The sequence below is a fragment of the Streptosporangium sp. NPDC053982 genome, assembly GCF_055585205.1.
In genome coordinates this window covers 53,271-73,251 of the sequence record NZ_JBVJKQ010000020.1, presented here as the reverse complement: position 1 = coordinate 73,251, position 19,981 = coordinate 53,271, and the positions used below count along the sequence as shown (strand labels likewise).

The window sequence follows — 19,981 nt, the reverse complement described above, 5'->3', positions numbered from 1 at the left end:
CTCAGTCCCTCTCGAACAGGCCGCCGCGCGTCACGAAGACGGCCGACAGCGCGAGGGCGATGAGGAGCAGCAGCAGGGAGATCGCCGCCGCTCCGTTGAAGTCGTCCTGCTGGAACGCGTACTGGTAGGCGAGCTGGTTGAGGGAGTAGTCGTTGGGCACGACCGCGTTGCTGGCCTGCGAGAGCAACTGCGGCTCGACGAACAGCTGCGTGCCGGCGGCGAGCGACATGATCCCCATGTACGAGATCCACTTGCGCAGCAGCGGCAGCTGGACGCGCCAGGCGATCTGCGCGGTGGTGGCGCCGTCGATGCGCGCGGCCTCGATGACGTCGGCGCTGATGTTGTTGAGCGCGCCGTACATGATGACGACCCAGCCGCCCGCGCCGGTCCAGAACGCGATGATCGCGAACACCGGGGGCAGGTTCGCCGGCACGATGACCTGCACGAAGCTGGAGAAGCCCAGCAGGTGGAGCAGGCCGCTGACCGGGCTCGCGGCCGGGTCGAGCACGAACAGCCAGAGCAGCACGCTCGACGCGCCCGCGAGGGCCCCGGGCAGGTAGAAGACGAGGCGGAGCGCCCGGCTCAGCAGGCGCACCCGGATCGTGTGCACGACGAGGGCCAGGAACGAGACCAGCACCACCAGGGCCACCAGCCAGATCACCAGGTAGAGCGAGACGTGCGCGACGGCGGGCAGGAAGCGGAAGTCGCCCACGACCCTGGTGAAGTTGGCGAGCCCCGCGAAGCCGCCGTCGCCGTCGGTGAACGCGAGGTAGACGGCGTAGAGGGCGGGAAGGACGCCGAACGCGGCCACCAGCACCGCGTAGACGGCGACGAAGCCGTAGCTCATCGCGCTCCGGTCGGCGCGCCCGCGGTCACCCCGCCGCTCGCGGGGTGCGGTCACCGCGCGGGCGGCCTCGTTCACGGCTGTCACGTCACTTGACCGTGTAGCCGTTGACCTGGGCCTGGTTCTTGATCGCGGTCTCCCACTCGGGGAGCAGATCGACCAGGCTCCTGCCCTCGGCGATGGCGGGGGTGACCGTCTTGGCCCAGATCGCCTCCTGGCTGAAGATCCCGGAGCCCCATCCGCTCCAGATCTGCGATCCCGCCTTGATCAGCGCCTGCAGGTCGGTGGCGTAGTAGCCGCTCGATTCCTGCTTCTTGACCCACTTGTCCGCGGCGGGGGCGTAGGCCGGGTATCCGGGTGCGACGTTCACCTGGTAGTCGTCGGCCGTCGTGACGAACTCGACGAACTTCGCGGCAGCCTTGAGGTTCCTGGAATGGCTGCTGACGAACCAGGTGCCGCCGCCGACGTTGCCGGTCACGGCGCCGTCGCCCTGCCACGCCGGCGGCGCGCCGACGCCGAGCCGGCCGGCCGGGACGTCGAGCGACTGCGGGTTGTTGAAGATGGCGCCCGCGTACCACGCCGGGCCCGGCATCACGAGCACCTTGCCGGAGTACTTCTTCACGAACTCGGGGGTGAAGACGCTCACGTTGGGCGTGGTGCCGTTCCTGATCAGGACGTCGAGCATCGACGCTGCCCGCCTGCACTCCGTGGTGCCGGTGGCGACCGTCACCGAGGCGGGGCCGGTGATGCCGTTGGCCTGGCACTTGCTGCCCCAGAAGTAGACCTCCGGGGTCCAGGGGTCCCCGGTGGTGCCCACGATGTAGCCGGGGTGCTCCTTGGCGGCCTTCTCACCGAGCGCCTGGTACTCCTCCCAGGTGGTGGGTACGGAGTAGCCGAACTCGTCGAGCAGGCTCTTGTCGTACCAGAGCACCGCCTGGGCGAGGTCGTTGCGCAGGCAGTGGACCTTGCCCTCGACGGTGCACGGGGTCAGCGAGCCCTGGGTGAAGGAGCCGAGCGTCTTGTCCGGGATCAGCCCGCCGTTCAGCACGGCCGCGAACGCCTGTTTGCCGTTGCTCTTCCGGCTCGCCCACGCCGCGTCGTTGTTCTGCGTCGAGAACACCACGTCGGGCCAGCCCTTGCCGGCCCGGTCGAAGAGCTGGATCTTCGTCCGGAACGAGTTGGAGCCGTTCGCCGAACCGTCGTACGTGACGACGTCGATCTTCACGCCGGGGTTGGCCTTCTTGAAGGCGTCGGCCGCGCCCACCCGGTCGGAGTCCACCCAGACGGTGATCGGGGCCTTGTCGTCCTGCTCGGCCTGCGGGAAGCCGTAGGAACCCGCCGAGGTTCCGCCGTCGGCGGCGCAACCGGCCAGGATGAGGGCGATGGCCGATGCTCCCGCGCCGCTGATCGCGCGCACCCATGGGCCCGCTCGTCCGGCGCGTGTGAAACGGGACATGCTGGAGTCCTTTGTTCTGTCGCTACCTGGCGACGGGGGGGATTGGGGAAGAAAATATGGCATACGTATTACGTGCGCAAGGGTCTTCGGTGCGGCCGGGGCGGATTCCGGGTCCGCAGACGAGGTGGAGCCGCTCCCCGGGCGTGACTCGTATGACGTCACGTCGACAGCCGGTCACCGCGACGGCGCCGACGGTCACCGGGACCCCCCGCCCCGGCCGCCGCCGCGCCCGGGCCGGGCCTGTCCTCGTCATACGTCTCGAACCGCCTGGGAGCGGCGCGGCCTGCGGGGCCATACTTCTTACTGGGATCGCGAGAGAGGGAACACGGTGACCGACGCCCCGCGTGAGAGCGGATACCGGCCGGGTTACGAGGTGGCCGCGGAGCAGGTGCTGGAGCTGATCGTCCGGCTGGACCTGCGTCCGGGGGACCGGATGCCGACCGAGAACGAGCTGGCCGCGCAGCTGGGGACCAGCCGTACCGTGGTGCGCGAGGCGGTGAAGATCCTGTCGGCGCTGGGCCGGGTGCGGGCGCAGAAGGGCCGCGGCCTGTACGTGGCCGACGGTGAGGGGATGCTGGGCACGGGGCGGTGGGCGTCGTTCTTCCTGCCGGCCGACCTCGACCACGTCTACATGCTGTTCGAGTTCCGCCGGGCGCAGGAGATGGAGACGAGCCGGCTGGCCGCCCACCGCGCCACGCCGGTGGAGCTGCGGGCGATCGAGGAGGCGGCCGGGATGTGCCGCCAGGGGCTGGAGACCGGGCGGGCGGAGCTGTTCAACGACGGCGACGACGCCTTCCACACCGCTGTCGCCGCGGCCTCGCACAACGTGTTCCTGCAGATCGCGGTGCGTGAGGCCCGCCGGTTGCAGGGGCAGTCCACCATCATCGGGATGCGCGGCTCGATGGGCGGGCACGCGGCCAAGGCGGTCGAGGAGCACGAGGCCATCTGCCGGGCCATCCGCGCCGGTGATCCCGAGGCGGCCGCCTGCGCCGCCGCCGCGCACGTCGACAACACCCTCGACGACTACCGCAGGGAGATCCAGCAACGTCTCTTCTCCTCCGAGTGACCCCGCGGACGGCCCGCCGGGTCCCGGCGGGCCGCCGGCCGTCACACGTCGGTGACGGTCCACTGGTTGTTGGTGCTGTTGTTCGGGGTCCACATGCCGACGGTGGATCCGGCGGTGGTGTTGCCCATGCCGTCCAGGGCGGTGCCGGTGCCGCGGTTGACGATCTGGTAGCGGCCGTTGCCCACATTGGTGAGCTTCCACTGCTGGTTGTCGCCGCCGTTCCAGGTGCCCTGCCGGCACACCGCGCCGTTGGCCGTGCTGCCCCAGCTGTCGGCCACCAGGCCGTTGGTACGGTTGACGATCCGGAACCAGCCGCCGCCCAGATCCACCAGCTGCCACTGCAGATTCGTGCTGCCGTCCTGGTTCCACTGCTTGAGGTTCGCCCCCGACGCCACGCTGCCGCCGCCGTCCAGCACCAGACCGGTGGTGACGTTGGCGATCCGCACGTAGGCCGACGGCGCCGGGCCGGCGGACCCGGTCACGCGGTAGGTGCGGCCGGCCTGGCCGGTCAGCCTGATGACGTCCGCCTCGGGCTTGGTGACGGTGACGGCGCCGCCGGTCGCGGCGTCGACCACCTCGTAGGTCCCGGTGAACATCCGGTTGCGCACGTTGACCGTGCCGTCCCGGTCGAACGCGACGAGGATCTCGGTGGCTCCGCCGGAGCTCCACGTCGCGCCCACGGTGTAGCCGCCGCGGCCCCGGAGCCCCTGCACCTTCCCGCCCGGCCAGGCCGTGGGCAGCGCCGGCAGCACGTGCAGCTCGCCGTTGTGGCTCTGCAGCAGCATCTCCGCGACGCCGGAGGTGGCGCCGAAGTTGCCGTCGATCTGGAACGGCGGGTGCAGGTCGAACATGTTCGGCGCGAGCCGGGCCGTCGTCACCAGGAGGCGGATCAGGGTGTGCGCCCGGTTGCCCTCCTCCATCCGCGCCCAGTAGTTGATCTTCCAGGCGAGCGACCAGCCGGTCCCGTCGTCGCCGCGCAGTTCGAGGGTGCGCCGCGCGGCGTTGTACAGCGAGGGGGTGCCGCGCCTGGTGATCTGGTTGCTGGGGTGCAGGCCGTACAGGTGGGAGATGTGCCGGTGGTTCTGCTCGGTCTCGACCCAGTCGTACAGCCACTCCTGGATGTTGCCGCGCGAGCCGACCTTCATCGGCGGCAGCCGGTCCCGGGCGGCCAGCACCCGGGTCCGGAAGTCGGCGTCGACGCCGAGGACCTGGCTCGCCTGGGCGCAGCCGTTGAACAGGTCGCGCAGGATCTGGTTGTCCATCGTCGGGCCGGCGCACACGCTGGCACCCGAGTGGTGGGGCAGCTCCGGGGAGTTCGACGGGTTCGTGACCAGGTACTTGAGGCTCGGCTCCTCCACGAGCGTGTCGAGGAAGAACTGCGCGGCGCCCTTCATCGCCGGGTAGTACTTCTGGAGGAACCCGGCGTCGCCGGTGAACAGATAGTGGTCCCAGATCATGGTGGCCAGCCACGCGCCGCCGGTCTGCCACATGCCCCACAGCGCGCCGTCGACGACGGAGGTGGCCCGCCAGGCGTCGGTGTTGTGGTGGGTCACCCAGCCGCCGGCGTTGTACTGCACCCGCGCCGTGCGGGCGCCGGTCACCGTGAGATCGTCGATCATCTTGAACACCGGCTCGTAGCACTCCGCCAGGTTCGTGGTGTCGGCGGGCCAGTAGTTCATCGGCAGGTTGGCGTTGATGGTGTACTTCGAATCCCACGACGGGGTCAGGGAGTCGTTCCAGATGCCCTGCAGGTTGGCGGGCTGGGTGCCCGGACGCGAGGACGAGATCAGCAGGTACCGGCCGTACTGGAACAGCAGCGCCGACAGCTGCGGGTCGTCGGTGTTCGCGTGCCGCGCGATCCGCACGTCGGTCGGCTGGTCGGCCGCGGCGGTGCGGCCGAGGTCGAGGGTCGTGCGGCCGAACAGCCGCTGGTGGTCGGTGACGTGCCGGCCTCGCAGGTCGTCGTAGGTCCTGCCGGTGGCGGCGTCGAGGTGCCGCCGCGCGATGCCCTGGTAGTCGCCGCCGACGTTCCGGTAGTCCACGTAGCTGGACCCGATGGAGACCAGCACCGTCACGCTGTCGGCGCCGGACACCCGGAGCGTCCCGCCGGAGCTGGTGACGGTGCCGCCGTCGGCGACGGCCCTGGCCAGCGCCAGGAACCTGACCGAGCCGGTCTTGCCCTCGAAGTCGCCCGAGACGCCGTCGAGCGCCGCCGTCCGGCCGTCCGGGCTGGAACGCGTCGTCCGCTGGGGGCTGTCGAACGTCGCGCTGAACGTGATGGAGCCGGGCCTGTCGGCGGTCAGGCGGATGGCGATCACCTGGTCCGGCGCGCTCGCGAGCACCTCGCGCCGGTACCGCACGCCGTTCTGCAGGTACGACACCGCCGTGGTGGCCGTGGTCAGGTCCAGGAGGCGGTTGTACTCCGAGACGCCGCTCGTGCCGCCGAAGGCGAGCCGCAGGTTGCCGACGGTCTGGTAGGCGAGCTGGCCCGCGGGGCTGCCGAGCATGTTCTGGTCGATCAGGCTCTGGGCCTGGCTCCACTGGTTCTGGAAGACCAGCTGCCGGATCTGCCCCAGCGCCGCCGCGCCCCTGGTGTTGCTCTGGTCGTACGGCCCGCCGGCCCAGACGGTGTCCTCGTTGAGCTGCAGCCGCTCGGTGTCGACGTTGCCGAACACCATGGCGCCCAGGCGGCCGTTGCCGATCGGGAGGGCGCGCAGCCAGTCGGTGCCGGCGCTTCCGTCGTACCACAGCGCCAGGTCGTTCGCGGCGCGGACCTCCGGGGGAGCCGCCGACGCGGCCCGCGCGGTCGCCGTCCACTGGAACGGCAGCATCGCGGCTCCGGCTCCGGCCGCGCCGTACCACAGCAGCTTCCTTCGCGATAACTCGGACATCTCACTTCTCCCAGCTTGGAAAGGGGTGCGGGGTCACGGGGTACGGCCGAGCAGGTGGTCCTTCACCTCGGTCGCGGCGATCCGGTCGCGGGCGGCGGACGGGTCGGAGCACAGCAGCACCGGCGCGTCCCGCGGGTCGCGGGGGAGCAGGCCGTGGGAGCCCCTGACTGCCCGGGCGCCGGCGTCGAGGCCGACGACGTTCATGAGGTACCGCATGCCGGTCTTCTTCCGGAGGAGGGCGACGGCCGCCCTCCGCTTGGCCCGCCCCGGGTCGGCCGGGTCGAAGAGCAGCTCGGCAGGGTCGTAGCCGGGCTTGCGGTGGATCTCCACCAGCCGGGCGAAGTCGGGGGCCCGGTCGTCGTCGAGCCAGTAGTAGTAGGTGAACCAGGCGTCCGGGTCGGCGAGCAGCACCAGCTCGCCCGAGCGGGGGTGATCGAGGCCGCAGGCCGCCTTGCCCTCCTCGTCGAGGACCTCGGCAACGCCGGGCAGGGCCGCGCAGAGCTTCGCCACGGCCGGAACGTCGGACGGGTCCCGCACGTAGACGTGGGCCGTCTGGTGGTCGGCGACGGCGAAGGCCCGGGAGGTCCACGGGTCCAGATACTCCATCCCGTCCTGGTCGTACACGTGGAGCAGGCCCTCGGCGCGCAGCAGCCGGTTGACGTCCACCGGGCGGGACACGTCGGTGATGCCGTACTCCGACAGCACGGTCACCGTCGTCCCCCGGCCGAGGGCGGTCTCCAGCAGCGGCGCCATCACCCGGTCCAGCTCCGCGGCGGCCGCGGCCGAGCGGGGGTCCGACGACCCGTACCGCTGGAGGTCGTAGTCGAGGTGCGGGACGTAGGCGAGGGTCAGGTCGGGGTCGCGGGTCGTCATGACGTGCCGGGTGGCCTCGCAGATCCACGCCGAGGAGGCGATGCCCGCCCCGGGGCCCCAGTAGGTGAACAGCGGGAACGGGCCCAGGCGCGCGGTCAGCTCGTCGTGGAGTCCGGGCGGGTAGGTGTAGCAGTCCGGCTCCTTGCGGCCGTCCGCGTAGTAGATCGGCCGGGGGGTGACGGTCCAGTCGACGTCGGCGCCCATCGCGTACCACCAGCAGATGTTGGCCACCGTGAAGCCGGGCCTGTCGCGGCGCGCGGTCTCCCAGATCTTCTCGCCCTGGACGAGCGCGTTGTGCTGGCGCCACAGCAGCACCTCGCCGAGGTCGCGGAAGTACCACCCGTTGCCCACCACGCCGTGCCCGGCGGGCGGCAGACCGGTCAGGAACGTCGACTGGACGGGGCAGGTGACGGCGGGCAGGACGGGGTCGAGCCGGGCCTGGAAGCCGGCGGCGGCCACGGACCGCAGCCGGGGCATGGACTCCAGCAGGCGGGGCGTCAGCCCGACCACGTCGAGGACGAGTTGCGAGGTCATGTGCGTGCTCCCAGGAGGCATAGCTCGTCGCGGGCGAAGGCCAGCTCGGCGGCGATGCCGTCGGCCAGCCCGGCGGAGGTGCTGGGCCGGTGCGCCGGCGGCAGCACGCCCCACGTGTAGGTCTCGACGTCGTAGTGGTCGCACGCCCCCCGGCCGACGAGTTCGGCCAGGGCCTCGCGCAGCACGCCGACGGTCGACGTCAGCGGCGGCTCCGGCCGCATGTGCAGCGGCACGTGGTAGTGCACACGCCAGGGCGCGGGGAGGCCGTCCGCCAGCGCCTCGCCGAGGTCGTCGGCGGCCCCGCCGCCGGGGTTGCGGGCCTGGTGCAGGAAGCGCGGCTCGGCGTACTCCCGCAGCGCCGCGGGCTCGGCCGTCTCCAGGGCGGCCGCCAGCTGGACCTTCACCACCGGCAGGCCGGCCTCCCGCAGGGTGCGCAGCGCGTCGGCGGGCCGTTCCCACGCGCAGGCCAGGTGCGCCAGGTCGAGGCAGATCCCGAGCCGGTCGGTGTCCACGCCGGCCAGGTGGGCGGCGGCCTGCGCGGTCGTCTCGACGACGCAGCCCGGCTCCGGCTCGAACCCGACCCTGATGAAGCGTCCGGTGGTCTCCTCGACGTTCGCCAGGCCGCGGGCGAGCCTGTCGAGGCTCCGGGCGGCCCGCCCGGCCATGGCGGTGTCCCACGGCTCGCGCCAGGCGAGCGGCAGCGTCGAGATCGAGCCGCGCGCCGCGTCGTCCGGCAGCAGGTCGGCCAGGACGCGGGCCAGGTCGAGGGTGTACGCCAGCCGCTCCGGGGCGGTCCAGTCGGGGTGGTAGACGGCGTGCTTGACGACCGGGTCCTGGAACGAGCGGTAGGGGAAGCCGTTGAGCGTCACGACCTCCATGCCCCGGAGGTCCAGTTCGCGGCGTAGCCGCAGGCGGCTCGCCCGGTCGGCCGCCAGCCCGGCCGCCACGGGCGCGGCCAGCCACAGGCCGAGGCCGAGCACGGGAGCGTCCAGGCGTTCGCGGACCGGCACGGCGAACTCGTCGAGCTGTCCGATGACCCCGCCGAGGTCCTCGGCGGGGTGGACGTTCGTGCAGTAGCCGAGGTGCAGGACCCGCCCGGCCGTGTCGCGCAGCCGCATCAGCTCCCCCCGCGCAGGATGGAGCTGCCCTGGAACACCGGCTCCGCCGGCTCGGCCTCGGACAGGTCGAGCCGCCCGGACTGCCCGAAGAACTCCACGGGGTTGCGCCACATCACCCGGTCCACGTCGTCGGCGTCGAAGCCGGCGTCGAGCATGGCCCGCGCGGTCTCCAGCGTGAGCAGCGGGTCGGAGTTCCCCCAGTCGGCCGCGGAGTTCACCAGCATCCGCTCCAGCCCGTGCCGGCGCAGGATCTCCACCATCCTCGGCGGCGACATCTTCGTGTCGGGGTATATGGAGAACCCCATCCAGCAGCCGGACTCCCGGACGGGGCCGACGGTGAGCTCGTTGAGGTGGTCGACGAGGACCCGCTCCGGCGGGATGCCCGAGGCGGCCACCACCTCGAGCGTCCGCCGGGTGCCGCCGGCCTTATCCCGGTGCGGGGTGTGCACCAGCGCCGGCAGGCCGTGCTCGATCGCGAGGTCGAGCTGGCGGGCGAACGCCTCGTCCTCCTCGGGCGTCATCGAGTCGTACCCGATCTCGCCGACGGCGACGACGCCGTCCTTGTCGAGGTAGCGGGGGAGCAGGTCCAGCACCGGACGGCAGCGCGGGTCGTTGGCCTCCTTCGGGTTCAGCGCGATCGTGGCGTGGTGGCGGATGCCGAACAGCCCGGCCCGGTACGGCTCCCAGCCGAGCAGCGAGTCGAAGTAGTCGGTGAACGAGCCGGGGTTGGTGCGCGGCTGGCCCAGCCAGAAGGCGGGCTCGACGACGGCGCGGACGCCCGCCGCCGCCATCGCGCGGTAGTCGTCCGTGGTGCGCGACGTCATATGGATGTGCGGGTCGAAGATCCGCATCAGGCCTCCTGCTGCCGGGTCGGGTGATCTGCCGCCCGGCCGGGCCGGGCCGGCCGCCGGGTCGGGTGGTCCGCCCCCTGGCCGGGCCACCCCGGGGGCTGTCCGTTGAGACGGCCGGGGAGACGGCCGTTGAGGCGGCCGAGCAGGGCGGAGGCGTCGGGGGGCATGGCGCGGCCGGCGGCGGCGCGTTCGGCGGCGAGCCCGGCGAGCATCGCGGCCAGCTCCCCGTCGGCCCGTCCGTCCAGGTCGTGGACGGCGGCGAGCGGCACCCCGGTGAACACGCACTTGAGCACGGCCTGCCGCCACTCCGCCTGGTCCAGGACCCCGGCGGCCGGGCCGAGCGCGGCGGCCAACAGCCGGGAGTCGTTGGTGCGGATCGCGTCCCGCAGGAGCGGCGCGGCCCGCACCCCGGCCGGGAGCAGCGGCAGCGCCCTGAGCACGGCCAGCTTCTCCTCGGCGGTCCCCTCGGCGTACAGGACGGGGAGGCGCGCGGCCAGTTCCTGCGCCGGCAGCGCCGCGAGCAGCACGGCGCGGGCCGCCTCGTCGGCCCGCCAGCCGGGCGCCCCGGCGAGCGGCGTCCGGCCCGCGCGGCGCCCGGCGGCCGCGAAGTGCCGCCCGATCGTCTCCGGCCGCCGCCCGATCTCCGCGCACGCGTCCGTCACCCATTCCCGGCCGAGTACGGCCCGCAGTTCCCGGGCTTCCATCACCGGCTCCTTTCCGCGGAGACGTGTTCCGGCACGGCCGCCTCCCCGGCCCGCGGCCTCGCGGCCGCCTTCCCCGTCCCCCGCCCCGCGGCCGCGCCCGTCGCGGCGCGCTCCGCCGTACGGAGGAACTCGATCGAGCGGGCGGCGATCTGCGGCGCCGCGTGCGAGTGCCGGGGCAGCTCGACCGAGACCAGCCCGGTGTAGCCGCAGGAGGCGAGGGCGGCCAGGACCGGCGGGAAGTCGATCTCGCCGTCGCCGAACTCCAGGTGCTCGTGCACGCCCCTGCGCATGTCGTCGATCTGGACGTTCACCAGGTGCCCGGCGACGGACTCCACGCAGTCCGGTACGGGGTCCGGCTCCAGGCAGCGGCAGTGCCCGATGTCGAGGGTCAGCCCGAAGCCCGGGGGGCGGCCGAGCGCATCGCGCAGCCTCCGCCAGTCCGCGATCGTCGCGACCAGCATCCCGGGCTCCGGCTCGAAGCCGAGCGGTACGGTCGCCGTGCCCAGCAGGTGCGCGCAGCCGTCCACGAGCCGCCGCCAGGCCAGGTCCGCGGGGACGGAGGCGGGCCGCGTCCCGGCCCACAGCGAGAGGGCCTCGGCGCCGAGGTCGGCGGCGACGGCGGCGGCCCGCCGCAGGAAGTCCAGCCGCCGGTGACCGTCGTCGTGCAGCAGGGTGGGGGAGTGCTTGCGCCAGGGGTCGAGCAGGTAGCGCGCGCCGGTCTCGACGACGACGCCGAGCCCGAGGTCGCGCAGCCGGTCGGCGGCGGCCGCGACCCGCCGCGCCGCGCCGGGCGCGTAGGGGTCCAGGTGGTCGTGGTCGAGGGTCAGCGCCACACCGTGGTAGCCGAGGCCGGCGATGACCTCCAGCGCGTCGCCGAGCCGGTGGTCGGCGAACCCGTTGGTGCCGTACCCGAACCGCAGCCCTCCCGCCGCCGCGGCCCCGCCCGCCCCGGCGGCGCCCGGCGCGGTCGTTCCGGTCGCCCCGGCGGTGTCCACGCCGGTCATGTCGGGGACACCTTCGTGGCGAGGATCCCGGCCAGCGGCGCGGCCGCCGCCACGGCCAGCCCGGCGCCCTCCGCGCCGGCGTGCGCGGTGAGCGCGCCCTGCAGCGCGGGCAGCGTGGTGATCCCGCTGCCGACGGCCGCCCGGATGTTCGGCGCGGAGGGGTCGGCGGCGGCGCGGGCCTGGGCGAGGCCGAAGCGCGCGGCGTACCAGGCGGCGAGCGCGTTCTGCGTCCACCCCCGGCGGCGGCCGACGGCCGAGGCCAGGGCGAGTGTGGCGGCCAGCGTCCCGGCGGGCAGGTGCGGCCCGGATCCCGAGACCTCGCGCCGGGACAGCAGGGTGAGCAGGTAGGTGTGGGCGCCCACCGTCAGGGCGGCGGGCATGGCCGCGGAGAACGCCCCGCCCGCCCGTCCGCCGGGAGCGGCGCCGAGCAGCACGTCGAGCACCCGGCACAGCGCCATCACCGCCGGGCCCGCCGGGGTGTCCTTGGCCGCGAGGTCGTAGGTCCACACCGCCCCCGCCAGGGCCGCCGCGAGCGCGCCCGCCCGCGGCCCCGCGGCCAGCGCCGCCGCCGACACACCCCCGGCGGTGAGGCCGGCGGCGACGGCCAGCGCCGTGCCGGGGGAGACGCGGCCGGACGGGATCGCCCGCCCGGGGCGCTCGACGGCGTCCACGTGGCGGTCGGCCCAGTCGTTGGCGGCCATGCCGGCCCAGTACAGGCAGACCGACGCGCAGGCCAGCCCGGCCGTGCGGCGGCCCAGCACACCGGCGGCGGCCGCGCCGGCCACCACGTCGCCGGGCACCGACAGCGCCGCCGGCATCCGCACCAGCTCGACGAGGTCCCGCACCGCGATCCGTCCCATCCGGGCCCCGGGGACCCCGCGGACCCCAGGGGTTCCGGGGGCCACGCCGCTCACCGCGGCTCCCCGGAGTCCGGCCCGGATCCGGGGCGCAGGCCGCCGGCGAAGTCGCACAGCAGGTTCCACTGGTCGGCCAGGGCGTGCGGGGCCGGTTCGAGCGGATCCTTGAAGAAGAAGGCCAGCTCGGTCAGCGGGCCGGAACGGCCGCGCTCGTGCGCGGCGGCGGTCAGCCGGGCCAGGTCGAGCACGAGGGGCGCGGCCAGTGCCGAGTCGCATCCGTGCCAGGTGAAGTCCAGGCGCATGCGCCGCCCCAGGAAACCCTCGAACGTCACCAGGTCCCAGGCCGTCTTGAAGTCGCCGGCGTCCTCCAGGTAGTCGATGCGGACCTCGCCCTGGGGGACGTACCCGAGCGTCTCCCGCAGCACCTTCCCCTTGCTCGCGGCCTTCGCGGCGTTCGGGCCCGGCCGCGCCAGGTTCGCGCCGTCGCCGCCGCCGAGCAGGTTGATCCCCGACCAGGTCCGCACCCGCAGGTTCCGCATCGCGAACATGGGGGCCAGCATCGACTTCACCAGGGTCTCCCCGGTCTTGCCGTCGTGCCCGGCGTAGGGCACGCCCCGCCGTACGGCCATCCGGTCGAGCGCGGGCAGCCGGGCCCCGGTGGAGGGGGTGAAGTCGACGAACGGGCAGCCCGCGAGGAAGGCGGCGTAGGCCGCCAGCGAGCTGGGCGGCAGCACCGCGCCGTCGTCCGGCCGCGACCCCCGCAGCGCCTCCTCCAGGAGGTCCAGGCGGGCGTGCGCGGGATGCGGCGCGGGCGCCGGCTCGGTCGTCGCGACGTTGACGACGACGACCCGCCGCAGGCCGTGGCGTTTCCGGAACGCCGCCAGGTCGCCCGCCATCAGCGCCGCCGTCTCGGCCTGGTCGCGCGCCGAGGGCAGTGGCAGCACGTCCCGGTCGACCGCGGCCAGCTCCTCCTCCAGCGCCCGCACCGGCCCGCCCGGGAGGACGCCCTCGTCGGCCAGTGCCTGAGCCTTCTTCACCAGCGACACGGCGGCGACGTCGTGCCCGCCGAAGGTCAGGTCGGCCAGGGCCGGCAAAGGGACTCCGGCGAACAGGGGCAGTTCGGTGACGCAGCCGGTCCGGTCGGCCAGCCCGGCCCGGATGGCCAGTGCCCCCACGACGGCGGTCACCGCGACCGAGCCGCGGCAGCCGACCAGCCATACTCCCGTGGTCATCAGAGGCTCCCGGGAGCCGTGCGGACAACGTGATCGGTCCTCATCGTCCGATCCTCCTCGCGTCTGTGTTCGTGTTCTGGAACGTGTCCGCCGGGGCGGTGACCCGCCCCGGCGGAGCCGCGCGGTCACCCGGGCAGGTGCTCGGGGTGACCGCGCGGCCGGTGGGTCTCAGACCCGGGTCCATTTCTGGTTGGTGCCGCCGTGGCAGGTCCAGATGTGGACCTTGGTGCCGTTGGCGGTGCCGTAGCCGGAGACGTCGAGGCACTTGTTCGCGCCGACGGCGGTGATGCTGCCGTCGGTGTTGAGGCGCCACTTCTGGTTGTTCTGGCCGTTGCAGTCCCAGATGGTGACCGCGGTGCCGTCGGCGGTGCCGGCTCCGCTCACGTCCAGGCACTTGCCGCCGTAGACCCGCAGCTCACCGGAGCTCGTGGTGGCCCACTTCTGGTTGGCCTGACCGTTGCAGTCCCAGATCTGCACCTGCGCGCCGTTGGACTGCGAGGCACCGCTGACGTCCAGGCACCGGCCCGAGCCCACGCCCTTGAGCGCGCCGCCCGCCGGCGGGTCGACCGTGGGGGTGGCCGTGGGGGTGATCGTGGGGTCCGGGGTCGGGCCGCCGCCGAGCTGCGTGAAGAAGTTCCACACCACCGACCTGGTCCAGGAGTTCTCACCGGGCTCGAAGTCGCCGGGTTTCCCGTCGACCGGGTTGGGGGTGTGACCCGCGTCGAACGCCGCCCACGCGACCGGGTACCCGGCCCGGCACCCCGAGTAGTAGGTGACGACGTGCGTCAGGCTGCCCTGCGGCGGCTCCGGCGGGTTCTGGGGCGTGCAGCCGTTGTTCCTGACGAACCTGTCGCGCAGCGACCGGCCCGCGGAGATGTTGAGCACCGGGTCGCGGAGGCCGTGCAGACCGATGTACGCGATGGGGTCGTTGCCGCCGCTGCACCCGCTGAGCTGCCCGCCGGAGTAGACCGCCACCGCGCGGAAGACGTTCGCCCGGGAGCACGCGAGCGAGTAGCTCATGCCGCCGCCGTAGCTGAAGCCCATGGCGAAGCGCTGGGTGGTGTCGACGCAGAGGTCCGACTCGATCCGCCGGATCATGTCGTCGACGAAGGTGACGTCCTCGCCGCCGGAGTTGGCCCAGCCGTTGTTGAAGCCCTGGGGGGCGACGAAGATCGCGGTGTTGTTCGACAGCGCCCTGGTGCCGTAGTAGGACCAGACGTACCCGCTGGTCCCGCCCGAGTCGACGTCGTTGGCGGTGCCGCCGTTCCAGTGGAACCCGAAGACCAGCCGGTAGGGCGTGTTGTTGTTGTAGTTGTCGGGGATCCGCAGGATGAAGCTGCGGTTCTTCCCGCTGGTCGTGATCGACTGCGTACCGCTTCTCAGCGTCGGGGTCTTGCCGCACCCGGCGGTGGGCGCGAGGGCGCTCCGCTGGGCGGACGACGCGCTCGCGCTGCCGCCCAGCACCGCCTGCACCAGGCCCAGGACGAGCAGCGCGGCGGTCGCGGCAGCGGCGAAGAGGGGTCTTTTCCTCGACATCACACGATTTCCTTCGTCGTTCTCGTGGTGACGCATGGATGGGGAAGTCGCTGTGTTAGCGCTAACTAATAGCCGTGTGCCACATCTCCTTCTTCCGGGTGGCCCGATGGGACGGTCTTCCGGATCGATCCGCAGGACGGGCGGCCCTCACGGGGACCCGCCGCGGTCGGCGCGGCGGGTCCGGCCGGTGAGGCCCCGTCCCGGAGCGGGATCAGCGGTAGCCGGCGGCGACGACGCTCGCCTGCACCGCGTTCTCGGTGGCGTCGGAGGGATAGCCGGCGACCATGGCCCCCTCGTAGAAGGTTCCGGCGCTGAGGTTCGCGCCGCCGTCGGGCTTGCAGCAGTCGCCGCCGCTGCCCAGGATGATGGCGCCCTGCTTCCTCATCGGGCTGTAGCCCGGGGGGAGCGAGCCGTCGTACAGGGTGTACAGGCTGCCGGACTGCGCGTTGCTGCCCTTGATCGCGAAGCGGCTGGTGCCGTTGTTCTTCAGGGTCGCGGTGACGAACTTGTGGGGGAAGGCCCGCTGGTTGGGGTTCCAGGACTGGCTTCCGCCGGGGTAGAGGCCCCACTCCAGGTCGGCCTGGACCCAGGGGCCGCCTCCGGAGCAGCCGCCGAACCAGCACTGGGTGCTGAAGTTGATGGCGTCCATGGCGCCGGCGGCGTCGGCCTTCCTGGTGGTCTCGCTGTTGCCGTAGTCGAAGCAGCAGCCGCCGTTGACGTGGGTGCCGCTGGTGACCATGTACATGCCCTCGGGCGCGCTGCCGGTCGGCACGCCGGTCAGGTGACCGTCCCGCCAGTAGCTGTTGCCGGGGTTGATGTACAGGGAGTAGGCCTTGGCGCCGCCGACGGTGAGCGACTCGGTGGTCGCGACCGCCGGCCTGCTCTGGGGGGAGCCGGGGACCACGCTGGACCCCTGGTACCACAGGTCGTTGCCGCGGCCGGACTGGTCGTACACCACCGTGACGACGCACGTGGTGCCGGCGCAGAAGGCGTCCTGGGCCGCGGCGTCGGCGACGCCGCCCGCGACCGGCAGCCCGATGTTGCGGGTCGTGTTGTCCGACGAGCGCCTGACCTGGTACAGGTTGCCGCCGTAGGCGGCGTACAGCGCCCGCGTCGTGCTGTGCGCGGCCACGCACGGCGTGCCGCCCGAGGCGTAGATGTCGCACGGGCGCGCGCCGGCCGGCAGGGTCGGCGTGGAGGTCGGCGTCACGGTCGGGGTCGGGCCCGGGTCGGTTCCGGTGGTCCATTTCTGGTTGGTGCCGCCGTGGCAGGTCCAGATGTGGACCTTGGTGCCGTTGGCGGTGCCGTAGCCGGAGACGTCGAGGCACTTGTTCGCGCCGACGGCGGTGATGCTGCCGTCGGTGTTGAGGCGCCACTTCTGGTTGTTCTGGCCGTTGCAGTCCCAGATGGTGACCGCGGTGCCGTCGGCGGTGCCCGCGCCGGTCACGTCCAGGCACTTGCCGCCGTAGACCCGCAGCTCACCGGTGCCGGTGGTCGTCCACTGCTGGTTGGCCTGGCCGTTGCAGTCCCAGATCTGCACCTGCGCGCCGTTGGACTGCGAGGCACCGCTGACGTCCAGGCACCGGCCCGAGCCCGTGCCGATCAGTGGCGTGGTCGCCGCCGAGGCGGGTTCGGACCACACGAGAGCGGTGGCGACGAGGGTCGCCAGCATCGCCAGGACGGACGCGGCGAGGGTCGTCCGAGCACGCCGCCCACGCGTCGCACGGCCCGGTAAGGGAACCGGTGAAGGCTGCAATGTCGTACTCCTTCGGAAACGGGCGCGGCGGAGACGGCCGTGCCGGGGAAGACACGGGGCTCGCCGGAGACGGCGGGATACGGGACGCGCCCGTCCGGCGGGCGCCGAGGACCGGGCCGCCCGGTCACGGGACAGCGCGGGAGGGCCGCTCGGAGCCGATCGCCACAACGGGCGCGAATCGATTCGCCTCAGTGTCGAGGCCGCTGAGGAGGGGGAGGAGGCTGTGTTACAGCGAAGCACACACGACCCGCACGCCGCCTGTCAAGCTTCGGTGAATCCGGACCGGCGGCCGGGAATCCCTCCCGGCGGCTCCCATCGGCGGCTCATCCGGCTCCCGCCGGGACGAGCCCGATGAAACGTTCATCCGCCTGGGGGAGGCCGTCACCTGGGGCCGGGTCGTCCATGATCAGTACGAAACATGTGAACGGTTCATTCGGAGCGGCCGGTGCGAACGACGCGGGCGGTAGGCGTCCTCCCTGATGAACGCGTCAGAGTCGTTAACAGCGACCGTGGCCTCGGTGTGCTGAATGTGAAATAAGTGGGCTTAAGGTCTTGACGGGTCCTGGTGCTCCACTCGTAATTGGTAGCGAGATCCCCGCGGGGGGCGCGCCTCCTTCCGGAAACCCCCGCGGCCGAATCCACACGGGCAGGGTGTGGAGGGCCTCCGGGCCCTCCGCGTCGTGGCCGGCCACGACGACGTCCGCGGTCCCGCTCCGCGGGCGTCCCCCCGTGGTCCCATACGCCTCCCGTACGGCGACGGTCTCCTCCTCCGGGAGGGCGTCACCTGCCCTGCGGAGGAGGGTGTGACCTGACCATGCCCCTACCCCCCAAGGAACCACCGTGCGATCATCCTCACCCGCCGCGGTGCCGAGACCGGTCCTGGCCGGCATCGTCGCCGCGGTACTGGCCGCGTTCGCCCTCGTCACCCCGGCCACCTCGGCGTCCGCGGCCGCCACGACCCTGTACGCGTCGCCCACCGGCACCGGCACCGCCTGCACCTCCGCCCAGCCGTGCTCACTGACGGGGGCCCAGGCGGCGGTGCGGTCGCTGAACGGCGCCATGACCGACGACATCGTCGTGGAACTGGCGGGCGGGGTGTACCGGCTCTCCTCACCGCTCCGGCTGACCGCCGCCGACTCCGGGAACAACGGCCACACCGTCAGCTGGCAGGCCGCGGCGGGCGCGAGCCCCGTCATCAGCGGGGCCCGCGCGGTCACGGGATGGTCGCAGGCCGACCCCGGGAAGAACATCTGGCGCGCCGACGTCGGAACCGGGATCGACACCCGGCAGCTGTACGTCAACGGCGCCCTCGCCACCCGTGCCCGTACCCAGGTGAACCGGGCCGACTTCACCGCGACCGGCACCGGCATGAGGTTCGGCAACTCCGCGTTGAACTACCTGAACAACCTGGCCGGCCAGAACCGGATCGAGATGGAGAGCATCGGCTCGTTCACCGACCGGTACGTGCGGGTGCAGAGCATCAGCGGGAACTTCATCACGATGCAGCAGCCCGGCTGGACCAACAACATCTTCGGATACGACGTGTTCACCACCCCCCACCGGGCGGGTCCGCTGTACCTGGAGAACGCCTACGAGTTCCTCGACGCGCCGGGCGAGTGGTACATCAACCCCGCGACCGGCGTGCTGTCCTACATCCCCCTCGCCGGGCAGAACATGAACGACGTCAGCGTGGAGCTGCCGCTGCTGCAGTCCCTGGTGAACGTCGGGGGCACCTACGACGCGCCCGCGCACCACATCACGTTCAAGGGCATCACGTTCACCGGCACCAGCTGGCTGGGCCCCAGCAGCAACCAGGGCTTCGCCGACCAGCAGACCGGCGCCTACATCGCCGGCAACTGGAGCGTGCCCGCCGACCTGCCGAAGTCCTGCCAGGAGGGCTGCCAGCAGTTCGAGGCCACCCGGCCCAACTGGTACCAGATGCCCGCCGCGGTGCAGGTCTCCGCCGCGAACAACGTCACCTTCACCGACTCCCGGTTCCTCAACCTGGGGCAGACGGCCGTGGGCATCGGCAACGACGCCAACGCGCACGCCGGCGGCGTCGGCCTGGGCGCGAGCGACATCACGGTGACCCGCTCCGAGATCGCCCGCAGCTCGGCCGGCGGCATCGTGGTCGGCGGCGTGCGCGCCGACGCCCACCACCCCGGCGACCAGCGGATGGTCAACCGGAACATCACCGTCACCGACAACCGCATCCACGACCTCGGCCTGGACTACCGGGGCGTCGTCTCGGTCCTGACGACCTACGTCACCGGCAGCGACGTGTCCCACAACGAGGTCTACAACATGCCCTACACCGGCATGTCGATCGGGTACGGCTGGGGCGCCAACGACGCCGGCGGCAGCAACCACTACGCCGACCGCGGCCTGTACAACTACCAGCCGCGGTACACGACGGCCACGACCGCGTCCGGCCACCGGCTCGTCGGAAACTACGTGCACGACGTCATGCAGCAGATGACCGACGGCGGATGCATCTACACGCTGTCGGCGAACCCGAACGGGACGATCAGCGGCAACCACTGCCTGCGGACCAACGGCTGGTTCGGGCTCTACTTCGACGAGGGCTCGCGGTACTACACCGCCAACGGCAACGTCTTCTCCAACACCGGCACCTGGGCCACGGCCAACTACTGGTTCGCCGAGAACATGGGGAACTTCACCGTCACCGGCAACTGGTCGACCAACGGCAGCACCAACGTGACCAACGGCGACCGCGGCAACGTCGTCTCCGGCAACGTCACCGTCGCGGGCGGCAACTGGCCGGCGGGCGCCCAGGCCGTGATCGCGTCGGCCGGGCCCCGGACCGGCACGTCGCCCTCGCCTTCGGCCACCCCGACGCCGCCCGGGGACGCGACCGCGCTGAAGGGCGTGGGCTCGGGCCGGTGCCTGGACGTCAGCGGGGCCTCGCAGTCCAACGGCGCGCAGGTGCAGATCTGGGACTGCAACGGCCAGGCCAACCAGAAGTGGACCTCGACGAGCGCGGGTGAGCTGCGGGTCTACGGCGGCAAGTGCCTGGACGTGACCGGCGCGGGCACCGCCGACGGCACGGCGGTGACGATCTGGGACTGCAACGGCCAGAACAACCAGAAGTGGCGTCTCAACGCCGACGGCAGCATCACCGCCGTCGGCGCGAACAAGTGCCTCGATGTCTCCGGCTACGGCACCGCCAACGGCACCAAGGTCCACATCTGGACCTGCACCGGAGGAAGCAACCAGAAGTGGACCCGATCCTGACCGC

At 72.5% G+C, this 19,981-nt stretch carries 14 protein-coding genes; 2 read left to right on the top strand and 12 right to left on the bottom strand.

The window, feature by feature from the left end; all coding sequences use genetic code 11:
• Position 1: 1 nt before the first annotated feature.
• Positions 2–931, bottom strand: coding sequence for a carbohydrate ABC transporter permease (locus ACZ6W9_RS32025; protein ID WP_362940125.1), 930 nt, complete (start codon positions 929–931; stop codon positions 2–4).
• Position 932: 1 nt separating this feature from the next.
• A complete protein-coding gene (locus ACZ6W9_RS32020) occupies positions 933–2,300 on the bottom strand; it encodes an ABC transporter substrate-binding protein (RefSeq protein ID WP_389967422.1) in 1,368 nt (455 codons plus the stop codon).
• Between the two features lie 328 nt (positions 2,301–2,628).
• Here ACZ6W9_RS32020 and ACZ6W9_RS32015 point away from each other — a divergent pair, with 328 nt between their 5' ends.
• Positions 2,629–3,366, top strand: a complete 738-nt coding sequence (locus tag ACZ6W9_RS32015; RefSeq protein ID WP_362940131.1) for a FadR/GntR family transcriptional regulator — start codon at positions 2,629–2,631, stop codon at positions 3,364–3,366.
• 41 nt (positions 3,367–3,407) lie between these two features.
• On the opposite strand, the gene ACZ6W9_RS32010 is transcribed toward ACZ6W9_RS32015, so the two are convergent.
• The 10 genes from ACZ6W9_RS32010 to ACZ6W9_RS31965 all read right to left on the bottom strand — a co-directional run bounded on the left by ACZ6W9_RS32010 (position 3,408) and on the right by ACZ6W9_RS31965 (position 16,638).
• On the bottom strand, positions 3,408–6,257 hold the full coding sequence (locus ACZ6W9_RS32010; RefSeq protein ID WP_470121092.1) for a glycosyl hydrolase family 95 catalytic domain-containing protein: 2,850 nt from the start codon (positions 6,255–6,257) through the stop codon (positions 3,408–3,410).
• A 33-nt stretch (positions 6,258–6,290) separates the two neighbouring features.
• On the bottom strand, positions 6,291–7,664 hold the full coding sequence (locus tag ACZ6W9_RS32005) for an alkaline phosphatase family protein (RefSeq protein WP_389967428.1): 1,374 nt from the start codon (positions 7,662–7,664) through the stop codon (positions 6,291–6,293).
• Positions 7,661–8,782, bottom strand: a complete 1,122-nt coding sequence (gene eboE, locus ACZ6W9_RS32000; protein WP_470121090.1) for a metabolite traffic protein EboE — start codon at positions 8,780–8,782, stop codon at positions 7,661–7,663. The genes ACZ6W9_RS32005 and eboE overlap by 4 nt, the downstream gene beginning before the upstream one ends.
• On the bottom strand, positions 8,782–9,633 hold the full coding sequence (locus ACZ6W9_RS31995; RefSeq protein WP_470121088.1) for a TatD family hydrolase: 852 nt from the start codon (positions 9,631–9,633) through the stop codon (positions 8,782–8,784). Before ACZ6W9_RS31995 ends, eboE begins: the two co-directional genes overlap by 1 nt.
• Positions 9,633–10,337: an EboA domain-containing protein gene (locus tag ACZ6W9_RS31990; protein ID WP_389967437.1), complete on the bottom strand. Its 705-nt coding sequence runs from the start codon at positions 10,335–10,337 to the stop codon at positions 9,633–9,635. The genes ACZ6W9_RS31995 and ACZ6W9_RS31990 overlap by 1 nt, the downstream gene beginning before the upstream one ends.
• On the bottom strand, positions 10,337–11,341 hold the full coding sequence (locus tag ACZ6W9_RS31985; protein ID WP_389967441.1) for a sugar phosphate isomerase/epimerase family protein: 1,005 nt from the start codon (positions 11,339–11,341) through the stop codon (positions 10,337–10,339). The genes ACZ6W9_RS31990 and ACZ6W9_RS31985 overlap by 1 nt, the downstream gene beginning before the upstream one ends.
• Positions 11,338–12,201 carry an SCO3242 family prenyltransferase gene (locus ACZ6W9_RS31980; RefSeq protein WP_470121085.1) on the bottom strand — a complete coding sequence of 288 codons (864 nt, stop codon included), beginning with the start codon at positions 12,199–12,201 and terminating at the stop codon, positions 11,338–11,340. The genes ACZ6W9_RS31985 and ACZ6W9_RS31980 overlap by 4 nt, the downstream gene beginning before the upstream one ends.
• A gap of 50 nt (positions 12,202–12,251) precedes the next feature.
• The gene (locus ACZ6W9_RS31975) at positions 12,252–13,430 is read right to left on the bottom strand and encodes an inositol-3-phosphate synthase (protein WP_389967447.1); all 1,179 of its coding nucleotides are present in this window, start codon (positions 13,428–13,430) and stop codon (positions 12,252–12,254) included.
• Between the two features lie 168 nt (positions 13,431–13,598).
• A complete protein-coding gene (locus ACZ6W9_RS31970; RefSeq protein WP_470121083.1) occupies positions 13,599–14,966 on the bottom strand; it encodes a lectin in 1,368 nt (455 codons plus the stop codon).
• 211 nt (positions 14,967–15,177) lie between these two features.
• Positions 15,178–16,638, bottom strand: coding sequence for an arabinofuranosidase catalytic domain-containing protein (locus ACZ6W9_RS31965; RefSeq protein ID WP_470121081.1), 1,461 nt, complete (start codon positions 16,636–16,638; stop codon positions 15,178–15,180).
• Positions 16,639–17,562: 924 nt separating this feature from the next.
• On the opposite strand from ACZ6W9_RS31965, the gene ACZ6W9_RS31960 reads away from it, so the two are divergent.
• The gene (locus ACZ6W9_RS31960) at positions 17,563–19,977 is read left to right on the top strand and encodes an RICIN domain-containing protein (protein WP_470121079.1); all 2,415 of its coding nucleotides are present in this window, start codon (positions 17,563–17,565) and stop codon (positions 19,975–19,977) included.
• The last annotated feature ends 4 nt before the right edge of the window (positions 19,978–19,981 follow it).

What these genes read in the sequence shown, in the direction of transcription:
- ACZ6W9_RS32020 (WP_389967422.1), bottom strand. Translation starts at nt 2,300, where the DNA reads ATGTCCCGTTTCACACGCGCCGGACGAGCGGGCCCATGGGTGCGCGCG.
- ACZ6W9_RS32005 (WP_389967428.1), bottom strand. Translation starts at nt 7,664, where the DNA reads ATGACCTCGCAACTCGTCCTCGACGTGGTCGGGCTGACGCCCCGCCTG.
- ACZ6W9_RS31990 (WP_389967437.1), bottom strand. Translation starts at nt 10,337, where the DNA reads ATGGAAGCCCGGGAACTGCGGGCCGTACTCGGCCGGGAATGGGTGACG.
- ACZ6W9_RS31970 (WP_470121083.1), bottom strand. Translation starts at nt 14,966, where the DNA reads ATGTCGAGGAAAAGACCCCTCTTCGCCGCTGCCGCGACCGCCGCGCTG.
- ACZ6W9_RS31980 (WP_470121085.1), bottom strand. Translation starts at nt 12,201, where the DNA reads ATGGGACGGATCGCGGTGCGGGACCTCGTCGAGCTGGTGCGGATGCCG.
- ACZ6W9_RS31975 (WP_389967447.1), bottom strand. Translation starts at nt 13,430, where the DNA reads ATGACCACGGGAGTATGGCTGGTCGGCTGCCGCGGCTCGGTCGCGGTG.
- ACZ6W9_RS31985 (WP_389967441.1), bottom strand. Translation starts at nt 11,341, where the DNA reads ATGACCGGCGTGGACACCGCCGGGGCGACCGGAACGACCGCGCCGGGC.
- eboE (WP_470121090.1), bottom strand. Translation starts at nt 8,782, where the DNA reads ATGCGGCTGCGCGACACGGCCGGGCGGGTCCTGCACCTCGGCTACTGC.
- ACZ6W9_RS31965 (WP_470121081.1), bottom strand. Translation starts at nt 16,638, where the DNA reads ATGCTGGCGACCCTCGTCGCCACCGCTCTCGTGTGGTCCGAACCCGCC.
- ACZ6W9_RS31995 (WP_470121088.1), bottom strand. Translation starts at nt 9,633, where the DNA reads ATGCGGATCTTCGACCCGCACATCCATATGACGTCGCGCACCACGGAC.
- ACZ6W9_RS32010 (WP_470121092.1), bottom strand. Translation starts at nt 6,257, where the DNA reads ATGTCCGAGTTATCGCGAAGGAAGCTGCTGTGGTACGGCGCGGCCGGA.